We start from the raw sequence: 16,290 nt of genomic DNA, 5'->3' as shown, positions 1-16,290 counted from the left end.
ATGGAACCGGAATACGACCTGTCAAAAATGAAAAAAAGACCAAATCCTTTTGCTAAACAGTTGAAAAAACAAGTCACGCTTTCCGTGGGGATTGATGTGATAGAATATTTTGAGATGATGGCTCAAGAAAAAGGGATATCTTATCAAGAGCTAATTAATCTTTATTTGCAAGATTGTGTTACTTCTGGGCGCAAATTATCTGTCAATTAGCCTAATGATACCATTTACAAAAATTCATCCATTATGGGCGAAGCATTCCGTAGGGGCGATTCGCGAATCGCCCGTACAAGGGCGAATGGCCATTCGCCCCTACAATATTTTCAGCATTGTAAGGGCGAAGCATTCCGGCAGTCCATTTAATATTTTCAGCATTGTGAGGGCGAAGCATTCCGGCAGTAGGGGCGAATGGCCATTCGCCCCTACAATATTTTCAGCAATAAGCTATCTACCGGAATGCTTCGCCCCTACTACGGCATCGTCCTAGCGTGGGTTAGTAATCTGAAAACCGCTGTAAATATTTGTGACTGATTTTTGCCTTGGCCAAATCTATGGTATAATCGCTAAAAATTCTTATAACCGTAAAAGTTATGGGTTTATTTATACTGGATGGCAAGGGTAATTTTGGCCAGGGCTTTATCGTTAGTTTAAAAAATTATAGTGGTGATTTACCCTCCCTAGATGCTATGGAGGATGGAGTCAGTGGAGAATTGCCCCCTGCCCCCGATTTACCCGTACTTTATCAAAAGTGGCAAATTGCTTATGGCAATTATTTAGAAATAAGGGCATATAATCCTAATGATGATAATAATGAACCACCAGCTTTAGCAAAGTTTAAAAGCCGCGCTGTTGACACTAATGTTTCTGGTGATTATCAGGGATGGGAAAATCAAAAGCAGCAGGCTTATCATGCTTGCACCGAAGCTGAAAAAGCATTATTAAAGCGATTCCATGAGTGGTTAAATTCGGCGGATTTTGGTGAAGTTAAAGATACATTAAAAGCATATTTATTGCAGTCGAAAGATAAGGCTAATCGCATTTTAATTGAAAGCAATGATAAAGATTTTCAAAAGATGCCTTGGCAAAAATGGGATTTATTGAAGTTATTCTCTTTGTCAGAAGTTGGGCTGAGTTCGCCTAACTTTAAGAAACGATATGTGCCAATTAAACCCAAAGAACGGGCAAGAGTTTTAGTGATTTTGGGGCAGGATGCCAATATTCAGGAGGAAATTCAGCAGTTAGCTACAGCTAATATTGAGATAAAAGTTGTAACTACGTTAGCTGAATTAGATGAGCCTTTATGGAATGAAGCCTGGGATATTATTGTTTTTAATGGTCATAGTGGCACTTCTGAGAAGGGGACAGAAGGAAAATTTCAGTTGAGTTCAGGCCAATGGTTAAGTATTAGTGATATTAGAAACCATCTTAATAAAGCTATTGACCAGGGGTTAAAGTTGGCAATCTTTAACTCTTGTGATGGGTTGGGTTTGGCTCATCAATTAGGAGAGGGTCAGCAGCTATATTTACCGCAGATTATGGTGATGCGAGACCGTTTACCTATGCCTTTAGCCCCGATATTTTTACAATACTTCTTTGAGGAGTTTATTCAGGGGATTTCTTTATATTCGGCGCTGAGAGCGACTAGAAATAGGTTAGAATTTCCCACAATCAAGGACGAGTTTCCCTGTGCGAGTTGGTTGCCCGTGATTTGTCAAAATCCTGCCCATTTACCCCCAACGTGGAATGATTTACGCGGTGTCGAGTCGGGGATTAACTGGCGCGAAGTCTCTCAAAACGCCTTAGCAGAAAGACAGCGACTTACTACTAATTCCCTCACTACGGGCGACGGGGTAGAGTTTACTTTTGATGATATTTATGTGCCTCTGGGATTGGTGGAAAAGGTAAAGAAAGAAAAACGGCCTGGGGAGGTTTCGCCAGAGGAAGGTTCCCAATTTTATCAGCCAGAAGAAGTCACCCGCACTTATAAAAATGATGAGTTTTTCGCCCAAGTGCTGAAACAGGGGCAAAGTCCCAAAAGTCAAGGGCGCAGGTTAGCGGTGACGGGGGAACCGGGGGCGGGGAAAACCACCCTATTACAGAAAATAGCCCAATGGGTAGCCGCAGAGACAGAGCGGGATGTGGCAATTTGGGTGTCTTTGGCAGATTTGCAGGGGCGAAATGTTGAGGATTACCTACTGCAAAAGTGGCTCAAGGATGCTCTGCGTGTGCGGGTAACACCGGAAATGGAAGATGCGCTGGCGTTGCTGTTTAAGAGTGGGCGAGTGTGGCTGTTGCTGGATGGGGTGGATGAAATGGGGAGTAGCAACCCCCTAGCGACGGTGGCGAATCAGATTAGCGGTTGGGTTGCTTCGGCGCGAGTGGTGGTGACTTGTCGCCAGAATGTTTGGGATGCGGGGAAAAATGCCCTGGAAGGGTTTGATGTTTATCGCAATCTCGATTTTGAGTACCCGGAGGGGGTGGGGCAATTTATTGGGCGCTGGTTTGTGCGTCACCCAGAGTTAGGGGAGCGGTTGCTGGCAGAATTAGCCCAAGATGGAAAAGAGCGGATTCGGGATACGGTGCGAAATCCCCTGCGGTTGGCGCTGTTGTGTTGCGCTTGGGAAATTCACGAGGGGAGTTTACCGGAAACCAAGGCGGGGCTATATAAGCAGTTTGAGAAGGCGCTGTATGAGTGGAAGAAGGAGAAATTTCCCACCAATTCCCAGCAGCGAAAGGAGTTGAATGCCGCTTTGGGCAGGTTGGCGTTGCGGGGGATGGAGCAATCTGAGTCTCGGTTTCGGTTAAGGGAAGGTTTGGTAACGGAGGTTTTGGGAGAAACTGATGAGCCCTTGTGTCAGTTGGCTTTAGATTTGGGTTGGTTGAATTTGGTAGGGGTGGCGGTGGAAAATCCCGATGAGCCGGTTTATGCGTTTTATCATCCGACGTTTCAGGAGTATTTTGCGGCGTTGGCGGTGGATGATTGGGGTTATTTTTTGCATCATGTACCGGATAATCCGAGTTTGGGAACTTATCGGATTTTTGAGAAGCAGTGGAAAGAGGTGATTTTGCTGTGGTTTGGGCGGGAGAATCTGGAGAAGGAGAAGAAAGAGGCGTTTATTGAAAAGTTGGTGAATTTTGATGATGGTTGTGGCGATTGGAATGTTCTAGAAAAAGAAAAAAATAGAGGGTGTTACAAATATCAGGCATTTATTTTAGCATCTGCCGGAATTGCTGAATTTAATCAATGTTTAAAAGCCAATGAAATCATTGCTCAAATTATTGATTGGGAATTTAATCGTTTTTGGTTGCATACAGAAAAAGACCCAATTTTTGAAATATCTAAAAGAGCTTTTCAAGAGACAAACAAACAGAGATTAATTCTGGCATTGCTTGAACTTTTAAAAACCACTAATGATGATGATCTACCTTGGATGATTGCAGATCGTCTGGGTGAGATTGGGCAAGGAAATAAAAATGTAGTTTATGCTTTAGAAGCACTCATAGTAAAAGTTACAAATTATCCAGAAAAATTTTTAGAAGGTAAGATAATTATAAATGCTGCTCAAGAAGCTATGAATAAACTAACTCAGAATGTTCCAACAACAGAATCCGAACAAAATCACTTGCAACTATTTAATCCCATCGATAAAGCTGTTGATTTAGTTGATTTTTTAAAAAAACTCAAGATATTTTTGCATTTCCATTACGATGAAAATCATAATAATGAAAATTATATTTACAATTTATTTCCTAGTTTATCAGAAACAAATTATCTAAACTTTAATGATTATTTAACTATTGTATCTACCTTGAAAAAATATTTTACTGATGAATTCTACTTTAAAGAAATAAGTTATTATAAGTATTTAGCTTTTTTCAATATTCTATGGCAATGTGCCCAAAACCTCACCTACCCAGAATTTTATACAGCATGGCATCAGCAATTAACAGGCACTCATCCAGAAGTCTCCAAAACCATCCCAGTTATCCTCTCCCAACTCAAACCCACTGCTCAATCTTACCCCCTACCTCTCGACATTCAATCCCTAGCCGAAGAAACAGACACCAACGCTATTTGTCAAGAACTTTGCACCCTAATTTACTTCCTCGCACTCCCCGATACAGACATCCCCACTGTCAGCAACTTTGCCCAACTCAAACAACAGATTCTCACTGTAAAAAAACAACTGCAAAAACGCCACCTAGCCCTAATTCTCCATAACTGTAAACCTCATCCCCCACTCCTCACCTGCTGTCGCAAAATCGCCGATACTAACCTGGGTTTACACATTCTCTGGATAACCGATGAACCCCTGGAAGCACCTTTGCGCGGGTTTCCCCCCAGTCAGGATAATTTGTTAGGGGCGATGCAAAGTTGGATTTCGGAATTTTAGGGAAGAAACCGGGTTTCTGGGGTGGGTATCAGGAGTTATCTGTGGGAAGCGATAAAGAAACCCGGTTTCTGGGGTTCTGGGGTGGCTGTTGGGGCAAAGAAACCGGGTTTCTGGGGTGGGTATCAGGATTTATAGTTATTTCAATTAAGATTGCTAAAATTATACCGGGGGTGCGATTCGTTCACGCGGAAAGTGGATGGCAATGCCTGAAGCGTGCGCGTGGTAATGGTTCAGAACTATGAACCATTATAACTGTGGATTTGTTGACTATCAAGGAGGTCAATTGCCTGGATTTCCTAGGGCTAACCCCCTAGAGGCAGTTAGGCATCAGCCCCACCTAGAGACTCACTATTCACTGGGTGAAGCGGGCTTTCAAGGAGGTAACACATAACCAGAATGGGAATCCCTTCGAGCCAATTAGCAACGGTCAATCGTGAGATGAATGTCCGACTTGAACCCTCTTTATAGTTAAGTAGCGAAATCTGGTTGATGCGCTGCGCTCAAAAGAGCAAGGGGAAAAGACGCAGAGTTCCCCGACTTATGCGTTACAGAAATCCCATGTATTACCCAGGGGGAGAGGACAGTGCCTAAAGCTAATAACCCCAAATCCACGGAACGAAGTAACCCCATACTGGCTCTCAGGAATGAGTAGCAATAAGTGTAAGCGGATGCCTATATGGGGAAGGGATGCCTCTGGAAGCCAACGGCTGGGGTAATGCCCAGCATATGCAGACTAGAGGTGATGCGGCGAAGTTAGTGCGATTAGTAGTTTCCTAATACGCCATGAGCCAACCTTTAAGGTTAGGTATAGGATAAGTGCAAGTCACCAAGGAGACGAAAAGGCAGTGAGACTATGCCAAAAAGGATGACGTGAGTCGCCTGATTAGGAGCAAGTTAAAAGCAAGCGCCGCCAGGAGCCGGATGCGGTGAAAGTCGCACGTCCGGTTCTGAATGGGAGGTGGGGAGAGCGATTTCCCCATCGACCCCTAACCGCAAGCATTGCGCCCCTACAGGAACTCAATATATATTGTAGGGGCGCAATGCTTGCGCCCCCAAAGCATTGTATCAATCACAATTGAAATGACTATATCTGTGAAATGCGAGAAAGAAACCCGGTTTCTAGTCATGCTTCCTTTAAAGAGGGCGAAGCATGACCGTATATAGGTTATTGGTTTTACTCTTATATTTTCTGCGGTCATGCTTCGCCCCTACAGCGCGGGTTTTTCCCCAGTCAGGATAATTTGTTAGGGGCGATGCAAAGTTGGTTAGAGGAATTGGTTTAGAATGAAAATTACCAATCAGCAACCAACCATGACACTACAATTAAAAACTCACCCAGTTTGGCAAGATTTAACAGAGGTATTAGCAAATCTAGATGCTAACGCACTGGTGACAGAACATTTGGAATTATGCGAGTATAAAATATCTGGATACTGGGATGAACAAGATAAATTTTATGAGGAAATTACTTTACCTCGTTCCCTGTCTCCTGAGTTAGTTAGCAGTTCCATTGGTGTTACTGGTAAAAAACGCTGGATTAAACTGAAATTCGCTCTGAAAGCTGAAGGCAGCGCGGCTGAAGATTCGTTGAATGATAATGCCATAAAAGATTTCGGTGAACTGACGATTATTTATGATGAGAATCTGCAATTTATGGATGAAAATTGGCAGATTAATATGGATTCTCCTTTGATTAGACCTCTTGCAAAATAAATATTTCGACCCCCCCAACCCCCCTTTTTAAGGGGGGCTTTTAGGAATTTTGCAAGAGGTCTATTATTGGCTAACTTAAGGGGCGATCCACTTTCCCACCCAAGTATGAAAGAAACCGGGTTTCTGGGGTGGGTATCAGGAGTTATCTGTGGCAGCGAAAAAAAAAACCGGTTTCTGGGGTTCTGGGGGTTTCAAACAATCTCTCGCAAATGAACTATTTGATCCTGATATTCATCATCAAAAGATGCCTCAGCAATAAAAATTAATTGCCGAATATTTTGTCCGATACTTAATTTGGCATTGAGGAGAAAAATCCCTGGTATATGACGACCTTCGGCTAAATGATCTGCCAAATGCAAGGGCATCGATTTACGATTATTCGTCACCAAGATAAAGTTATATTCCTCACACCATTTAAGAATTTCTGGATCTAAAGTTCCCCGACTCGGTGCTTCGGGTTCGCCCACGCACCAAATTATCAAATCGGGATTGCTTGTCAGCATTTCAGCTTTATAGCTAGGATCGACATTTTCATCCAACAGATAATTCAGACTCATTTTTGATTTGTTTAGCTTTTTGTTCCGCTCTCAATTTTTGCAGTCTAGCAATACCAGGTGGAGGATTAAGTTGTTGGGCTTTAAGTTGCTGATGACTCCACTCTAACCAGTCAGCAATGTAGTTACTAACGGCTTCTTTATTATGCAGATAATAAAGGATAGTAGCATAAACTTGTTCCAAGTTTAGAGATGGATAAGTTTGGGCAATTTGTTCGGGAGTGCGAGCGCGATGAATGAAATCATATAGGATAGTTTCTATGCCGATTCGCGTTCCTTTGACCCGAATATCATCCGATCGCTGAAAATCAAAATAGTCTTCCAGTTGCATCGGTGAATACTCCTATTTTAAAGTTGGTGTAAGTTGACTGGGTAATTGATATTATATCATGGAAAAAGAATTGTTGGGGCAAAGAAACCGGGTTTCTGCTGTTGGTATCCGGAGTTATCTGTGGGAAGCGAGAAAGAAACCCGCTTTCTGGGGTTCTGGGGGTGGCTGTTGGGGCAAAGAAACCGGGTTTCTGGGGTGGGTATCAGGAGTTATCTGTGGCAGCGAGAAAGAAACCCGGTTTCTGGGGTCCTGGGGGTGGCTGGTGGGGCAAAGAAACCGGGTTTCTTCTGTGGGTATCAGGAGTTATCTGTGGGATGCGAAAAAGAAACCCGGTTTCTAGTCATGCTTCCTTTAAAGAGGGCGAAGCATGACCGTATATAGGTTATTGGTTTTACTCTTATATTTTCTGCGGTCATGCTTCGCCCCTACTGCGCGGGTTTCCCCCCAGTCAGGATAATTTGTTAGGGGCGATGCTTGATTAGAGGAAATGTGTTAAAATTATCATATCCCATTCATCTCCATCAATTATGAGCAAAACTATTAAGATCAGTGGATTAAAACCAGAACAGATTAACCAAATCCAAGCCATTATCGAAGCGTTTCAAGCTAAAAACGAACTCGATAATTTAGCTAGTTCTCAAGTCAACACAAAAGCCCCAGATATCATTGATACTTTAACAGAAAAGCCGATTAAAGTCAATGGTTATCTCACCCGCGAAGAGATTTATGAAGGTTAATAATGAGGTCAAATGCAACTTAGCTTTATTGACACTAATATTTGGCTCTATCGCTTGTTTGATGACGAACGCATAGAACCCAAAGAAAGAGAAAAAAAGCGAAATATCGCTATTTTGATTACAAATCAATCAAATCTACTTATCAGTACCCAGGTAATCAATGAAATTTCGGTCAATTTAATCAAAAAAGCTCAGTTTTATGAACCTCAAATTAAAGCTGTGATTCAATCTCTCTATAATCGCTAATCGCTGTCAAGTTGTAGAATTTGACTTAAAAATCCTGGAATCCGCTTCTGATTTACGCAATATAATCTCTCGTTTTGGGATAGTCTGATTATTGCTAGTGCTTTATCGGGTGGTGCAGATACTCTGTATTCTGAAGATATGCAGGATGGGTTAATTGTTTCTGGGCAACTCACGATTATTAATCCGTTTAAATAAAAAAAACCAGGGCAAAAAAACGGGGTTTTTGCTGTTGGGAGAAAGAAACCGGGTTTCTGTTGTGAATATCAAGAGTTATCTGTGAAATGCGAGAAAGAAACCCGGTTTCTGCTGTTGGGGCAAAGAAACCGGGTTTCTTTTGTGAATATCAGGAGTTATCTGTGGGATGCAAAAAAGAAACCCGGTTTCTGATTTAAGAAAAACTGTAAAAATTTCTTTATTATTCCCCGCATTGATCATGCTGTGAAAATTCTAGGGTAAAGGTGGTTTGACCATTGCCACTATGGACGGAAATTGAACCGCCCAGATAAGAGACTAGCTTTTTCACTAGGGCTAAACCTAAACCCGTTCCCCCTTGTTTCCAAGGATCGGGAGAAGGAATTCGATAAAATTTTTCAAAGATATGCACCAGTTCTGATTCGGGTATTTCTACGCCGGAATTACTGACGGATAGATAAAATTTATTTTGCTGATTATTTTGCCTACAAGTGGCACTGAGGCGAATCACTTCACCGGGATTTGCCGGAGTGTATTTGCAGGCATTATTTAGCATTTCGGAAATGATCCGTCCCAAGGCAGTGGGATCGGTCACTAACGGGGGTAACTCTGGATCGATCGCGACTTCTAGAATATGTTCAGATTTCGCAATGCGGTATTGAAATACTTCAATAACATGGGGCAGCCAATTTTGCAGTTGAATGGGGATGCCATCGAGGGTGTCTATTTCTGCATCTAGACGCTGTAAATCTAATAGATCGTTAATCAGTTTGATTTCGCGATCGCACTCTACTTGTGCCATTTGTAAATAAGCGGTAATTTTTTCTGATGCTGAGGCGGTGTTGATATTGGTTAAGGTGGAAGATCGCTCTTCCCTATTCAGAGAATTTCCCGTAATGCTGCCAGACAATGCCAAAGAATTTTGCTGTGAAGTGAACATATCCAGCATATCCAAAGCCATTTTAATATTAGCCATTGGCGTGCGTAGTTCGTGACACACCGTACTCAAAAAATCGTCTTTAAGCTGATGCAATCTTTCCAGTTCTTTCACCTGGGTTAGGGATGCTTGATAAAGTTGGGCTTGCCGCAGGGCGATCGCGCATTGTGCCGCCACTTGCTGCACCAGTCTCACCTCAAGATCCTTAAATTCATAATCCGCATCATTTCTTAACCAAAGATAACCTAAAATTACTCTCTCATCCTGTTGATTTAAAGAGTTTTTTGTGGAAATATTGGGTTGATTTTCCCGCTTTTCAGAATTTTTTTGGTTGGTCAATACATTTTGCAGGGGACAAGCCAGAATCGTTTCTGATTCTTGGTTAGGATATTCGGTGATCTCGGAAAATTGGAAAGATTCTCCCTTCATTAATTGTTGGTAAAGTTGAGGCATAGACTGGAAATTCAAGGGAAAAAACTGACGATATAACTCGGCTTTTTCTGGTACATATGCCGAAAAATTTTGATTTTTTCCGCTGGCTTGACCCGTTGCCTGATAGGAAATCTTAAAAGTTTGACTTTTAGGATCATAAAGAGATACTTGAGTCAGGTTTACCCCAATCACCTGGGCTAATTCTCGCACCGCTGTTTCGATAATTTGATTGGGATCTAAGCTATCCCGCACTTTATCGGTAATGCGTTTTAGCATAGCTTCAACTTCTAGGGATTTTTGCAATTGCGCGGTACGTTCTTGCACTTGCAAATCCAGTTCAGAAGCCAACTTATGATAGCGTTCTTCACTGCGACGCAGTTCTTCTAATGTTTGCTTACGTTCTACTGCATAGCTAATCGCTCGCGACAGCAAATCACAGTCAAATTTACCCTTAACTAAATAATCTTGTGCCCCTTCACGCACCGCTTGTACGGCTAGTTCGCGATCGGTTAATCCGGTCAGCACTAACACGGGCAAAGATTTCGCCGCTAACACGACCTTTTCTAAGGTTTCCAGACCGTGACTATCCGGTAATGATAAGTCTAATAAAATGACATCAAACGGTTCTGATTTTAGGTGAGCGATCGCCTCAGATAAGCGTTCAACGGCGGTAATTTTATATCTGGATAACTGGGCATCTGCCAAGAGTTCTTCAATCAGATCCGCATCCGCTAAGTTATCTTCGACTAATAAAAGATTGATAATTTTGATAATTTTTTTGTTCATGGCCAATTTTATGAATATTTTTCAATTTTTTTAGTGGTTTGATTTTTCTTATTGGACAATTTCCTAATTATTGTTGAATTAATTAAGGATGAATAGACATTTTTGTCAGTTGCTTGAATCTCCAATCAAATCATAAGCTATGTTTATCTAGACCATTTATATAAAAAGTTATTTTTCTATAAATCCTCCAATTGAGTAAAAAGACTGGAAGCACCTGGTATTCGCCAATTTTACTTGAATAACTTGAATAATTTTATTATATCCAATATTTTTTTAGTTGTCACCGAAGATTTGGCTGACCCTTTTAATCAGCGATGAAGGAGAGTGTGGCGATCGCCACCCCATTATGGTATGTTCATTCTAGCCACTAACTTTTGACAAAAAACCATGACATTTAGTATTTATCAGGCAAATAAATAACTCTTGAGGAATTTCTGCCGCTCTAATAATTAAAATATTATTAAGAATTTGCGGCTTTGGCGCCACAGTTTTTTGGATTGGTGGATTGCCATTAATCATGTTTTTTCTACTGATGTAATTGTCAATCATATTATGCCAATCACATTACTCAAGGATATCAGCATCAGCCATCATCGGGTTCAAGAGATGGCAAAACCGAGCGTAAACCAGATTAAATTAAGTTAGATTTTCCTGGGTTAAGCTTGGGAAATCAGTGGAGCTTTATTTATATCATTTTAATGACTAATGACTAGATTTGAGGCAATGTAAAATAAAATGTGGAACCTTGACCGAGTTGGGATTCAACCCAAATGCGACCTTGGTGCCGTTCCACAATCTTGTGACAAACCGCCAGACCAATCCCAGTTCCGGGATATTCATTGCGAGTATGTAAGCGCTGAAAAATTAAGAATATCCGCTCATTGTTTTGGGGATCAATGCCAATTCCATTATCTTCGATCGCAAATAACCAATGATTTTGCCAAGGCTTTGCCGCAATTTTAATTATGGGTCTAACTTCTGGTTGTCGGTATTTAATGGCGTTGCTGATTAAGTTCTGAAATAGTTGGATGAGTTGGGTTTCATCCCCTAAGACTGTGGGCAAACATGGACAGCTAGGGTCGATAAATATTTCCGCCGAGGCTTGCCGAATAGCGACTTTCAGATGTGCGATCGCCTGTTCAAAAATTTCTTGGCAGTTGACGGGCTGAAATTCTTGGCGCCGGGTACTGACTCGCGAATATTTTAGCAAATCATCGATTAAAGTCTGCATTCGTTGAGCGCCATCAACCACATAATGAATATACTTGTCAGCTTTTTCGTCTAACTTTCCTTCATAGCGTTTGGCCAAGAGTTGAGTATAGCTGGCGATCGTCCGCAAGGGTTCCTGTAAATCGTGAGAGGCGACATAAGCAAACTGTTCGAGTTCCGCGTTGGACTGTTCTAGCTGTTTCGCTCGTTCGGCTAATTTTTCTTCTAATTCTTTGCGATCGCTGATATCAATGCAGCAACCAATATAACCGGCCAAATTTCCAGCGGGAGTTTTCCGGGCCACTCCCGTATTCAGCAGCCATCGGTATTCCCCATCACTTCGGCGCAAGCGATACAAGAGTCGAAAGGCCTCCTCCTGCTCGATCGCCCTGAGATATTCCTGTAAACAATGGTCAAAATCCTCTGGATGCATCTGGTTCATCCAACCTTGACCTTGTTCTTGTTCGAGGGTGCGTCCGGTGAACTGCAACCAAGTCTGATTAAAAAAGGTATAGTTGCCATAAGGGTCGGCTAACCAAATCAAGACCGGGGCAGTATCCGCCAGAGTGCGGAAGCGTTCCTCGCTTTCCGCTAAAGCATCAATCGCCTGTTTGCGATCGGTGATATCCCGGTAAATCCCCAAAAAGGCGATGATTTCTCCCGTAGCATCTTGAATGGCATCGGTGCGGAGAAAAATTTGTCGGACAATCCCCCGATAGCTCAACATTTCTACTTCCCCTTGCCAAGAACCTTCTTGGAAGATGGTACTAAAGACTTCCAGGGCGATATCCGGATCTCGATAGAGGATGGGCAGCCCACCGACGGTGGCTAGTTCCGCAGCAGAGAAGCCAAATAATTGGATAAATGCTGGATTGTGATAAGTGGATCGCCCATGACAGTCCGTAATCGCGATCGCATCTGAGGCACTTTCCACCGCTTTACTTAAAAGGAGTAACTGTTCCTGCGATCGCTTGCGTTCGGTAATATCTTCAATAGTCGCCACCAACTGAAGGGCTTTCTCCTGTGGATCTCTAACTAGGGCAACTCGAATCGTGGCGATGATTTCGCTGCCATCTTTGCGAATCAAAGTATATTCTTTTTGCGACTGAGACAGATTGCTTTCTGAGAATATGTTGATCCAAGTTTGAAACCGGGAGCGATCGCACTCGGGAACCAGATCCCCCAACGACATTTTTCTTAAATCCAAAGCAAAATAGCCCAACATCTCACATAACGCCGGATTCACGCTCTTAAAGTCGCCATTGAGATCGCAGGTGGCAATACCAATGGGGGCTGTGGCTAAAGTCCGAATCAATTGTTGTTCGCTTTGGCGCAATTTTTCCTGGCTTTCTTTGAGGGCGGCTTCTCCTTGGATCCGTTCTGTAATATTGCGAGCCACCGCCAAAACTGCGGTGAGAATTCCCGCCTCATTGCGTAGGGGAACTAAAGAAAAATGCAGCCATATGGGTTGACATTTAAGATCCAGTTTTTCTTCTAAGGTAATCTGGGTTTTTGATCGCAAAACTTGGTAAATTTTATTGGCAAGTTCCGCCGCTAAAGGACGGGGAAAAATTTCTTGCACCGATTTGCCGATTAATTTTTCTGGATCGCTGCCTAATTTATGAGCGGCAAAGGTATTCACATAATTAATCGATGTATCCCGATTAAAAATAAAAATCATATCTTGGGATGTTTCCGTGAGAGTGCGATAGCGTTCTTCCGACTCTTTGAGCGATCGCTGGACTTCCGCTTTGTCGCTGACATCCCTTACCATTGTTAAGACTTCATGGTCGTCAATTGCCGCCACTCTAGATTCATAATCATAGAGACGGTTTTCGCCATTTTCTCCCGGCAAAACTAGCTGATATTCAAACACTTGAACTTTTTTAGTTTCCAAGGCTTTAGCGATCGCTGCCATTTGTTCTTTCGCTAAAAAATAAGGCAGAATTTCCTGGCAATTTTTGCCAATATAATCCGATAAATTATGATAAAACTTCGTGGCGCTATTTTCGCTACATTCCAGATAAGTTCCATCTTTACTCATGCGACATAACATATCTGGAATAGTCTCGAACATCGCTTGATTTTGCGCCCAGGATATTCGCAACATCTCTTCTGCTTTGCGGCGTTCGGTGACATTCGTATAAGTACAAATTAAGCCAATAATATGACCGGGGTAATTTTCAATAGTATCCGCTTTCAGGGCAATCTGCATCACTTTCCCGGTCTGCGACTGCATTGTCACTTCCCCTTGCCAAGACTGACCATTTCTCACGCATTTCAGCACTTCTTCCGCCAGCTTTTTGTCAGTAAAAAGGGGAGAAATTAAGGGACTGTGCCGTAAAAGATTTGATAAAAATTTAGGATAATTGCTTGAGGTAAATACCTCAATATCTGGCGATGGATTTAACTGATTAATTTCCTGGCAATCTTTATATTCAAATAGCTGACCAAAGGCAGGATTTTGATACACCACTTCTCCGGTTCGGTTCGCGATCGCGATCGCATCCGAAGCACTTTCAATCGCTTGTTGCATCCACAATAGGCGATCGAATGCTTGTTTTTGCTCGGTGACATCTCGCAAAGAACTTAAATAGGCAATACTATCTCTTTTGTCTTGCTCTTGGCCAACTTTTAAGCTACTTTTTTCCTCCCCAGTCATGGGTTCGATTAAACAATTTTGAGTATAAGTTTCCACCTGAGTCCAGGGAATTTCTACCACCTGCATTTGGGCGATCGCCACTTGCAGATTCGGCAATAAAATTTCTAACTCCGTGATTTCATGGGTAATGATTGGTCGCCCTAACCATTTGCCGATTAAATCTTTTTTAGGCCGCCCAAAAATCGCCGCTCCTGCTGTATTAATAAACAATATATTACCCACTTTATCTAAAATCATCAATCCATCAGCATTCGTATTAATTATCAAATTTAATCGTTCTTGGTTCTCTTGCAATGCTTTCTCTAGGCGGTGTTTATTAGCCACCTCTTTTTTGATTTCTTTATTTAAAATTTCCCAATAAATAATTAAATTTTTCTTGGAAATATCTAGATTCACATCTTCGGCGTTTCTGATTAACCAATCGAGATTTTCAAAGTATATCTGAATATGTGACTCAATGGTTTTCTGAGCATATTCAGATAAGGAATTTTCCGCCAATTCCCCCACCGGGCGATCGGCAAGCGGATGGCTAATTTTCCGAGCAATGGTAAAAATCCAATCCACTGAGTTAGTAGAACCCCATAAAGGCAACCAGCAAACTTCATACCATTGATGCACAAATTTATTTTTCTGTGATTTATTTTTCTGTAATTTTCTAGCTTCTCCTGACTTAGGTTGTTCCAGGGGAAACAAGAATTTATCTTCAACGGTTTTCCCCGTTTGCACAACTGCCGCTAAGTTGTCTTCCCAGAACTTCTTCAATTTTTCGGGGATATTTAGCTCTTTATTGGTTTTGCCGATTACTTGTTTATTCTCTAAATTTAGCGCTTCTTTCATCGCTGAGTTGATATAAATATATCGGTAGTTTTTATCAAATACCGCCACCGCATCGGCGAAATTTTCTAAACTAGGTTTTACTGATATTTTTTGATCGGCTTGGGTGAGAGTAGCGGATACTTCTGGAATATAGTTAAAAACTGTTTGACCAAACCAAATCCACTCCCAAGGAACTGTAGCGGAATTTTTTACACCATGAATCGTCCAAAATATCTCGACTTTTGAGCCATTTTTACAGATAATCGAGTGAATAAACTTAGCGGTGGAATGCTCCGTGGTGCCATTAACTAATGTTTCCTCTTTGGTAAAAAGACTTTGATACCATTGCCAATCCCCTAATTCCTGAAAATTATTCCCGGTGTCTAAGACCGTTAAGATACTTTTTTCCTGTAAATCCTTCGCTTCATAGCCGGATAATTCCAGAAATGTCTGACTAAATCGGCGAATCTTGCCTTCGGCATCCAAATATAAAATTACATCTTGAGTCATTTGCATCAATTCATCCAAAAAAATCGCATGAGATTGATGCTCTAGATGAAAGTTAGTCACATCTTGGCAAATCAAACATTTGTAAGATTCTTTCTCAGATTCATTGTCTCCCAACTGGATAACAACGGGAATTATTTTAAACCAGAAGCACTGGTTATTTTTTGAGCAAATTTGACCTAAGCAATCTGGCTTTACGTACTGGTTTAATTCATAATTTTTTGCTATTATATCTTGTATATTATGTTGTTTTTTATTATAATTTAGCCAATTAATTAACTGATTTTTTTTAGAAAAGTTAGGCCAATATGTTAAAGAAAAAATATCCGTCTGCTTTAACTCTTCAACCGTGTAGCCTAGTTGATAAATTTCCGCCGAATTCACGGCAATAATATTGCCAAATCGATCCAAGAGAAAGCAAGGAAAAGGCAGATGATCGTATCGCTGATTAAATTCGGCTGTTAAGGCGGCTAAGTTGGCCATTTCTTTCCCCATATGCGCTTTTTTTGGCTGATTTTTCGCGGATTTATATTTATAGTTGCTCTGGTCATTAGCCATAATATGCTTACCGATAAGAAACTATTTAAGGTTCAACAAAGGTTCAATAAATGTTCAACAGCAGTTGAAATTGTAGATTTAAGAAATCTATCAACAGCGACTACGAGTTAATCCGAACTCATTATCTATAATATCTGGTTAACAACCAATTTCCAGAAAATTTTGTGGTTAAGTTGTTTGAATCTCGGTGGTTGTCCGGCCAAAAAATTGCTTTGGCGA

12 protein-coding genes are annotated in these 16,290 nt (G+C 41.6%); 8 read left to right on the top strand and 4 right to left on the bottom strand.

The genetic code is table 11. The features are described from left to right. From AM228_RS03380 to AM228_RS03365, 5 genes are all read left to right on the top strand, one after another. A complete protein-coding gene (locus AM228_RS03380) occupies window positions 1–210 on the top strand; it encodes a CopG family antitoxin (RefSeq protein ID WP_054464672.1) in 210 nt (69 codons plus the stop codon). Between the two features lie 4 nt (window positions 211–214). Further along, on the top strand, window positions 215–484 hold the full coding sequence (locus tag AM228_RS31735) for a hypothetical protein (RefSeq protein ID WP_156331503.1): 270 nt from the start codon (window positions 215–217) through the stop codon (window positions 482–484). Between the two features lie 103 nt (window positions 485–587). Beyond that, window positions 588–4,391: an NACHT domain-containing protein gene (locus tag AM228_RS03375; protein WP_054464671.1), complete on the top strand. Its 3,804-nt coding sequence runs from the start codon at window positions 588–590 to the stop codon at window positions 4,389–4,391. 238 nt (window positions 4,392–4,629) lie between these two features. Then, the gene (locus tag AM228_RS31730) at window positions 4,630–4,782 is read left to right on the top strand and encodes a hypothetical protein (protein WP_156331502.1); all 153 of its coding nucleotides are present in this window, start codon (window positions 4,630–4,632) and stop codon (window positions 4,780–4,782) included. Window positions 4,783–5,675: 893 nt separating this feature from the next. Beyond that, window positions 5,676–6,104 (top strand): hypothetical protein, encoded by a 429-nt coding sequence (locus AM228_RS03365; protein ID WP_231636580.1) that lies wholly within the window; start codon window positions 5,676–5,678, stop codon window positions 6,102–6,104. A gap of 191 nt (window positions 6,105–6,295) precedes the next feature. Here AM228_RS03365 and AM228_RS03360 read toward each other — a convergent pair whose 3' ends face one another. Then, a complete protein-coding gene (locus AM228_RS03360; RefSeq protein WP_054464669.1) occupies window positions 6,296–6,661 on the bottom strand; it encodes a DUF5615 family PIN-like protein in 366 nt (121 codons plus the stop codon). Next, entirely contained in the window at window positions 6,636–6,989 is a 354-nt protein-coding gene (locus AM228_RS03355; RefSeq protein ID WP_054464668.1) for a DUF433 domain-containing protein, read from the bottom strand. Before AM228_RS03355 ends, AM228_RS03360 begins: the two co-directional genes overlap by 26 nt. A gap of 58 nt (window positions 6,990–7,047) precedes the next feature. Here AM228_RS03355 and AM228_RS03350 point away from each other — a divergent pair, with 58 nt between their 5' ends. From AM228_RS03350 to AM228_RS03340, 3 genes are all read left to right on the top strand, one after another. Next, window positions 7,048–7,329, top strand: coding sequence for a hypothetical protein (locus tag AM228_RS03350; RefSeq protein ID WP_054464667.1), 282 nt, complete (start codon window positions 7,048–7,050; stop codon window positions 7,327–7,329). A 187-nt stretch (window positions 7,330–7,516) separates the two neighbouring features. Continuing rightward, window positions 7,517–7,726, top strand: a complete 210-nt coding sequence (locus AM228_RS03345) for a hypothetical protein (protein WP_054464666.1) — start codon at window positions 7,517–7,519, stop codon at window positions 7,724–7,726. Window positions 7,727–7,738: 12 nt separating this feature from the next. Beyond that, the gene (locus tag AM228_RS03340) at window positions 7,739–7,972 is read left to right on the top strand and encodes a hypothetical protein (RefSeq protein ID WP_054464665.1); all 234 of its coding nucleotides are present in this window, start codon (window positions 7,739–7,741) and stop codon (window positions 7,970–7,972) included. A 415-nt stretch (window positions 7,973–8,387) separates the two neighbouring features. Here AM228_RS03340 and AM228_RS03335 read toward each other — a convergent pair whose 3' ends face one another. Beyond that, window positions 8,388–10,319: an ATP-binding protein gene (locus tag AM228_RS03335; protein WP_054464664.1), complete on the bottom strand. Its 1,932-nt coding sequence runs from the start codon at window positions 10,317–10,319 to the stop codon at window positions 8,388–8,390. A 709-nt stretch (window positions 10,320–11,028) separates the two neighbouring features. After that, window positions 11,029–16,071: a PAS domain S-box protein gene (locus AM228_RS03330; RefSeq protein WP_054464663.1), complete on the bottom strand. Its 5,043-nt coding sequence runs from the start codon at window positions 16,069–16,071 to the stop codon at window positions 11,029–11,031. Window positions 16,072–16,290 lie beyond the last annotated feature (219 nt).

Origin of the sequence: Planktothricoides sp. SR001, assembly GCF_001276715.1 — a bacterium.
Lineage (GTDB): Bacteria > Cyanobacteriota > Cyanobacteriia > Cyanobacteriales > Laspinemataceae > Planktothricoides > Planktothricoides raciborskii.
This window is presented reverse-complemented; position numbering and strand designations above follow the sequence as displayed.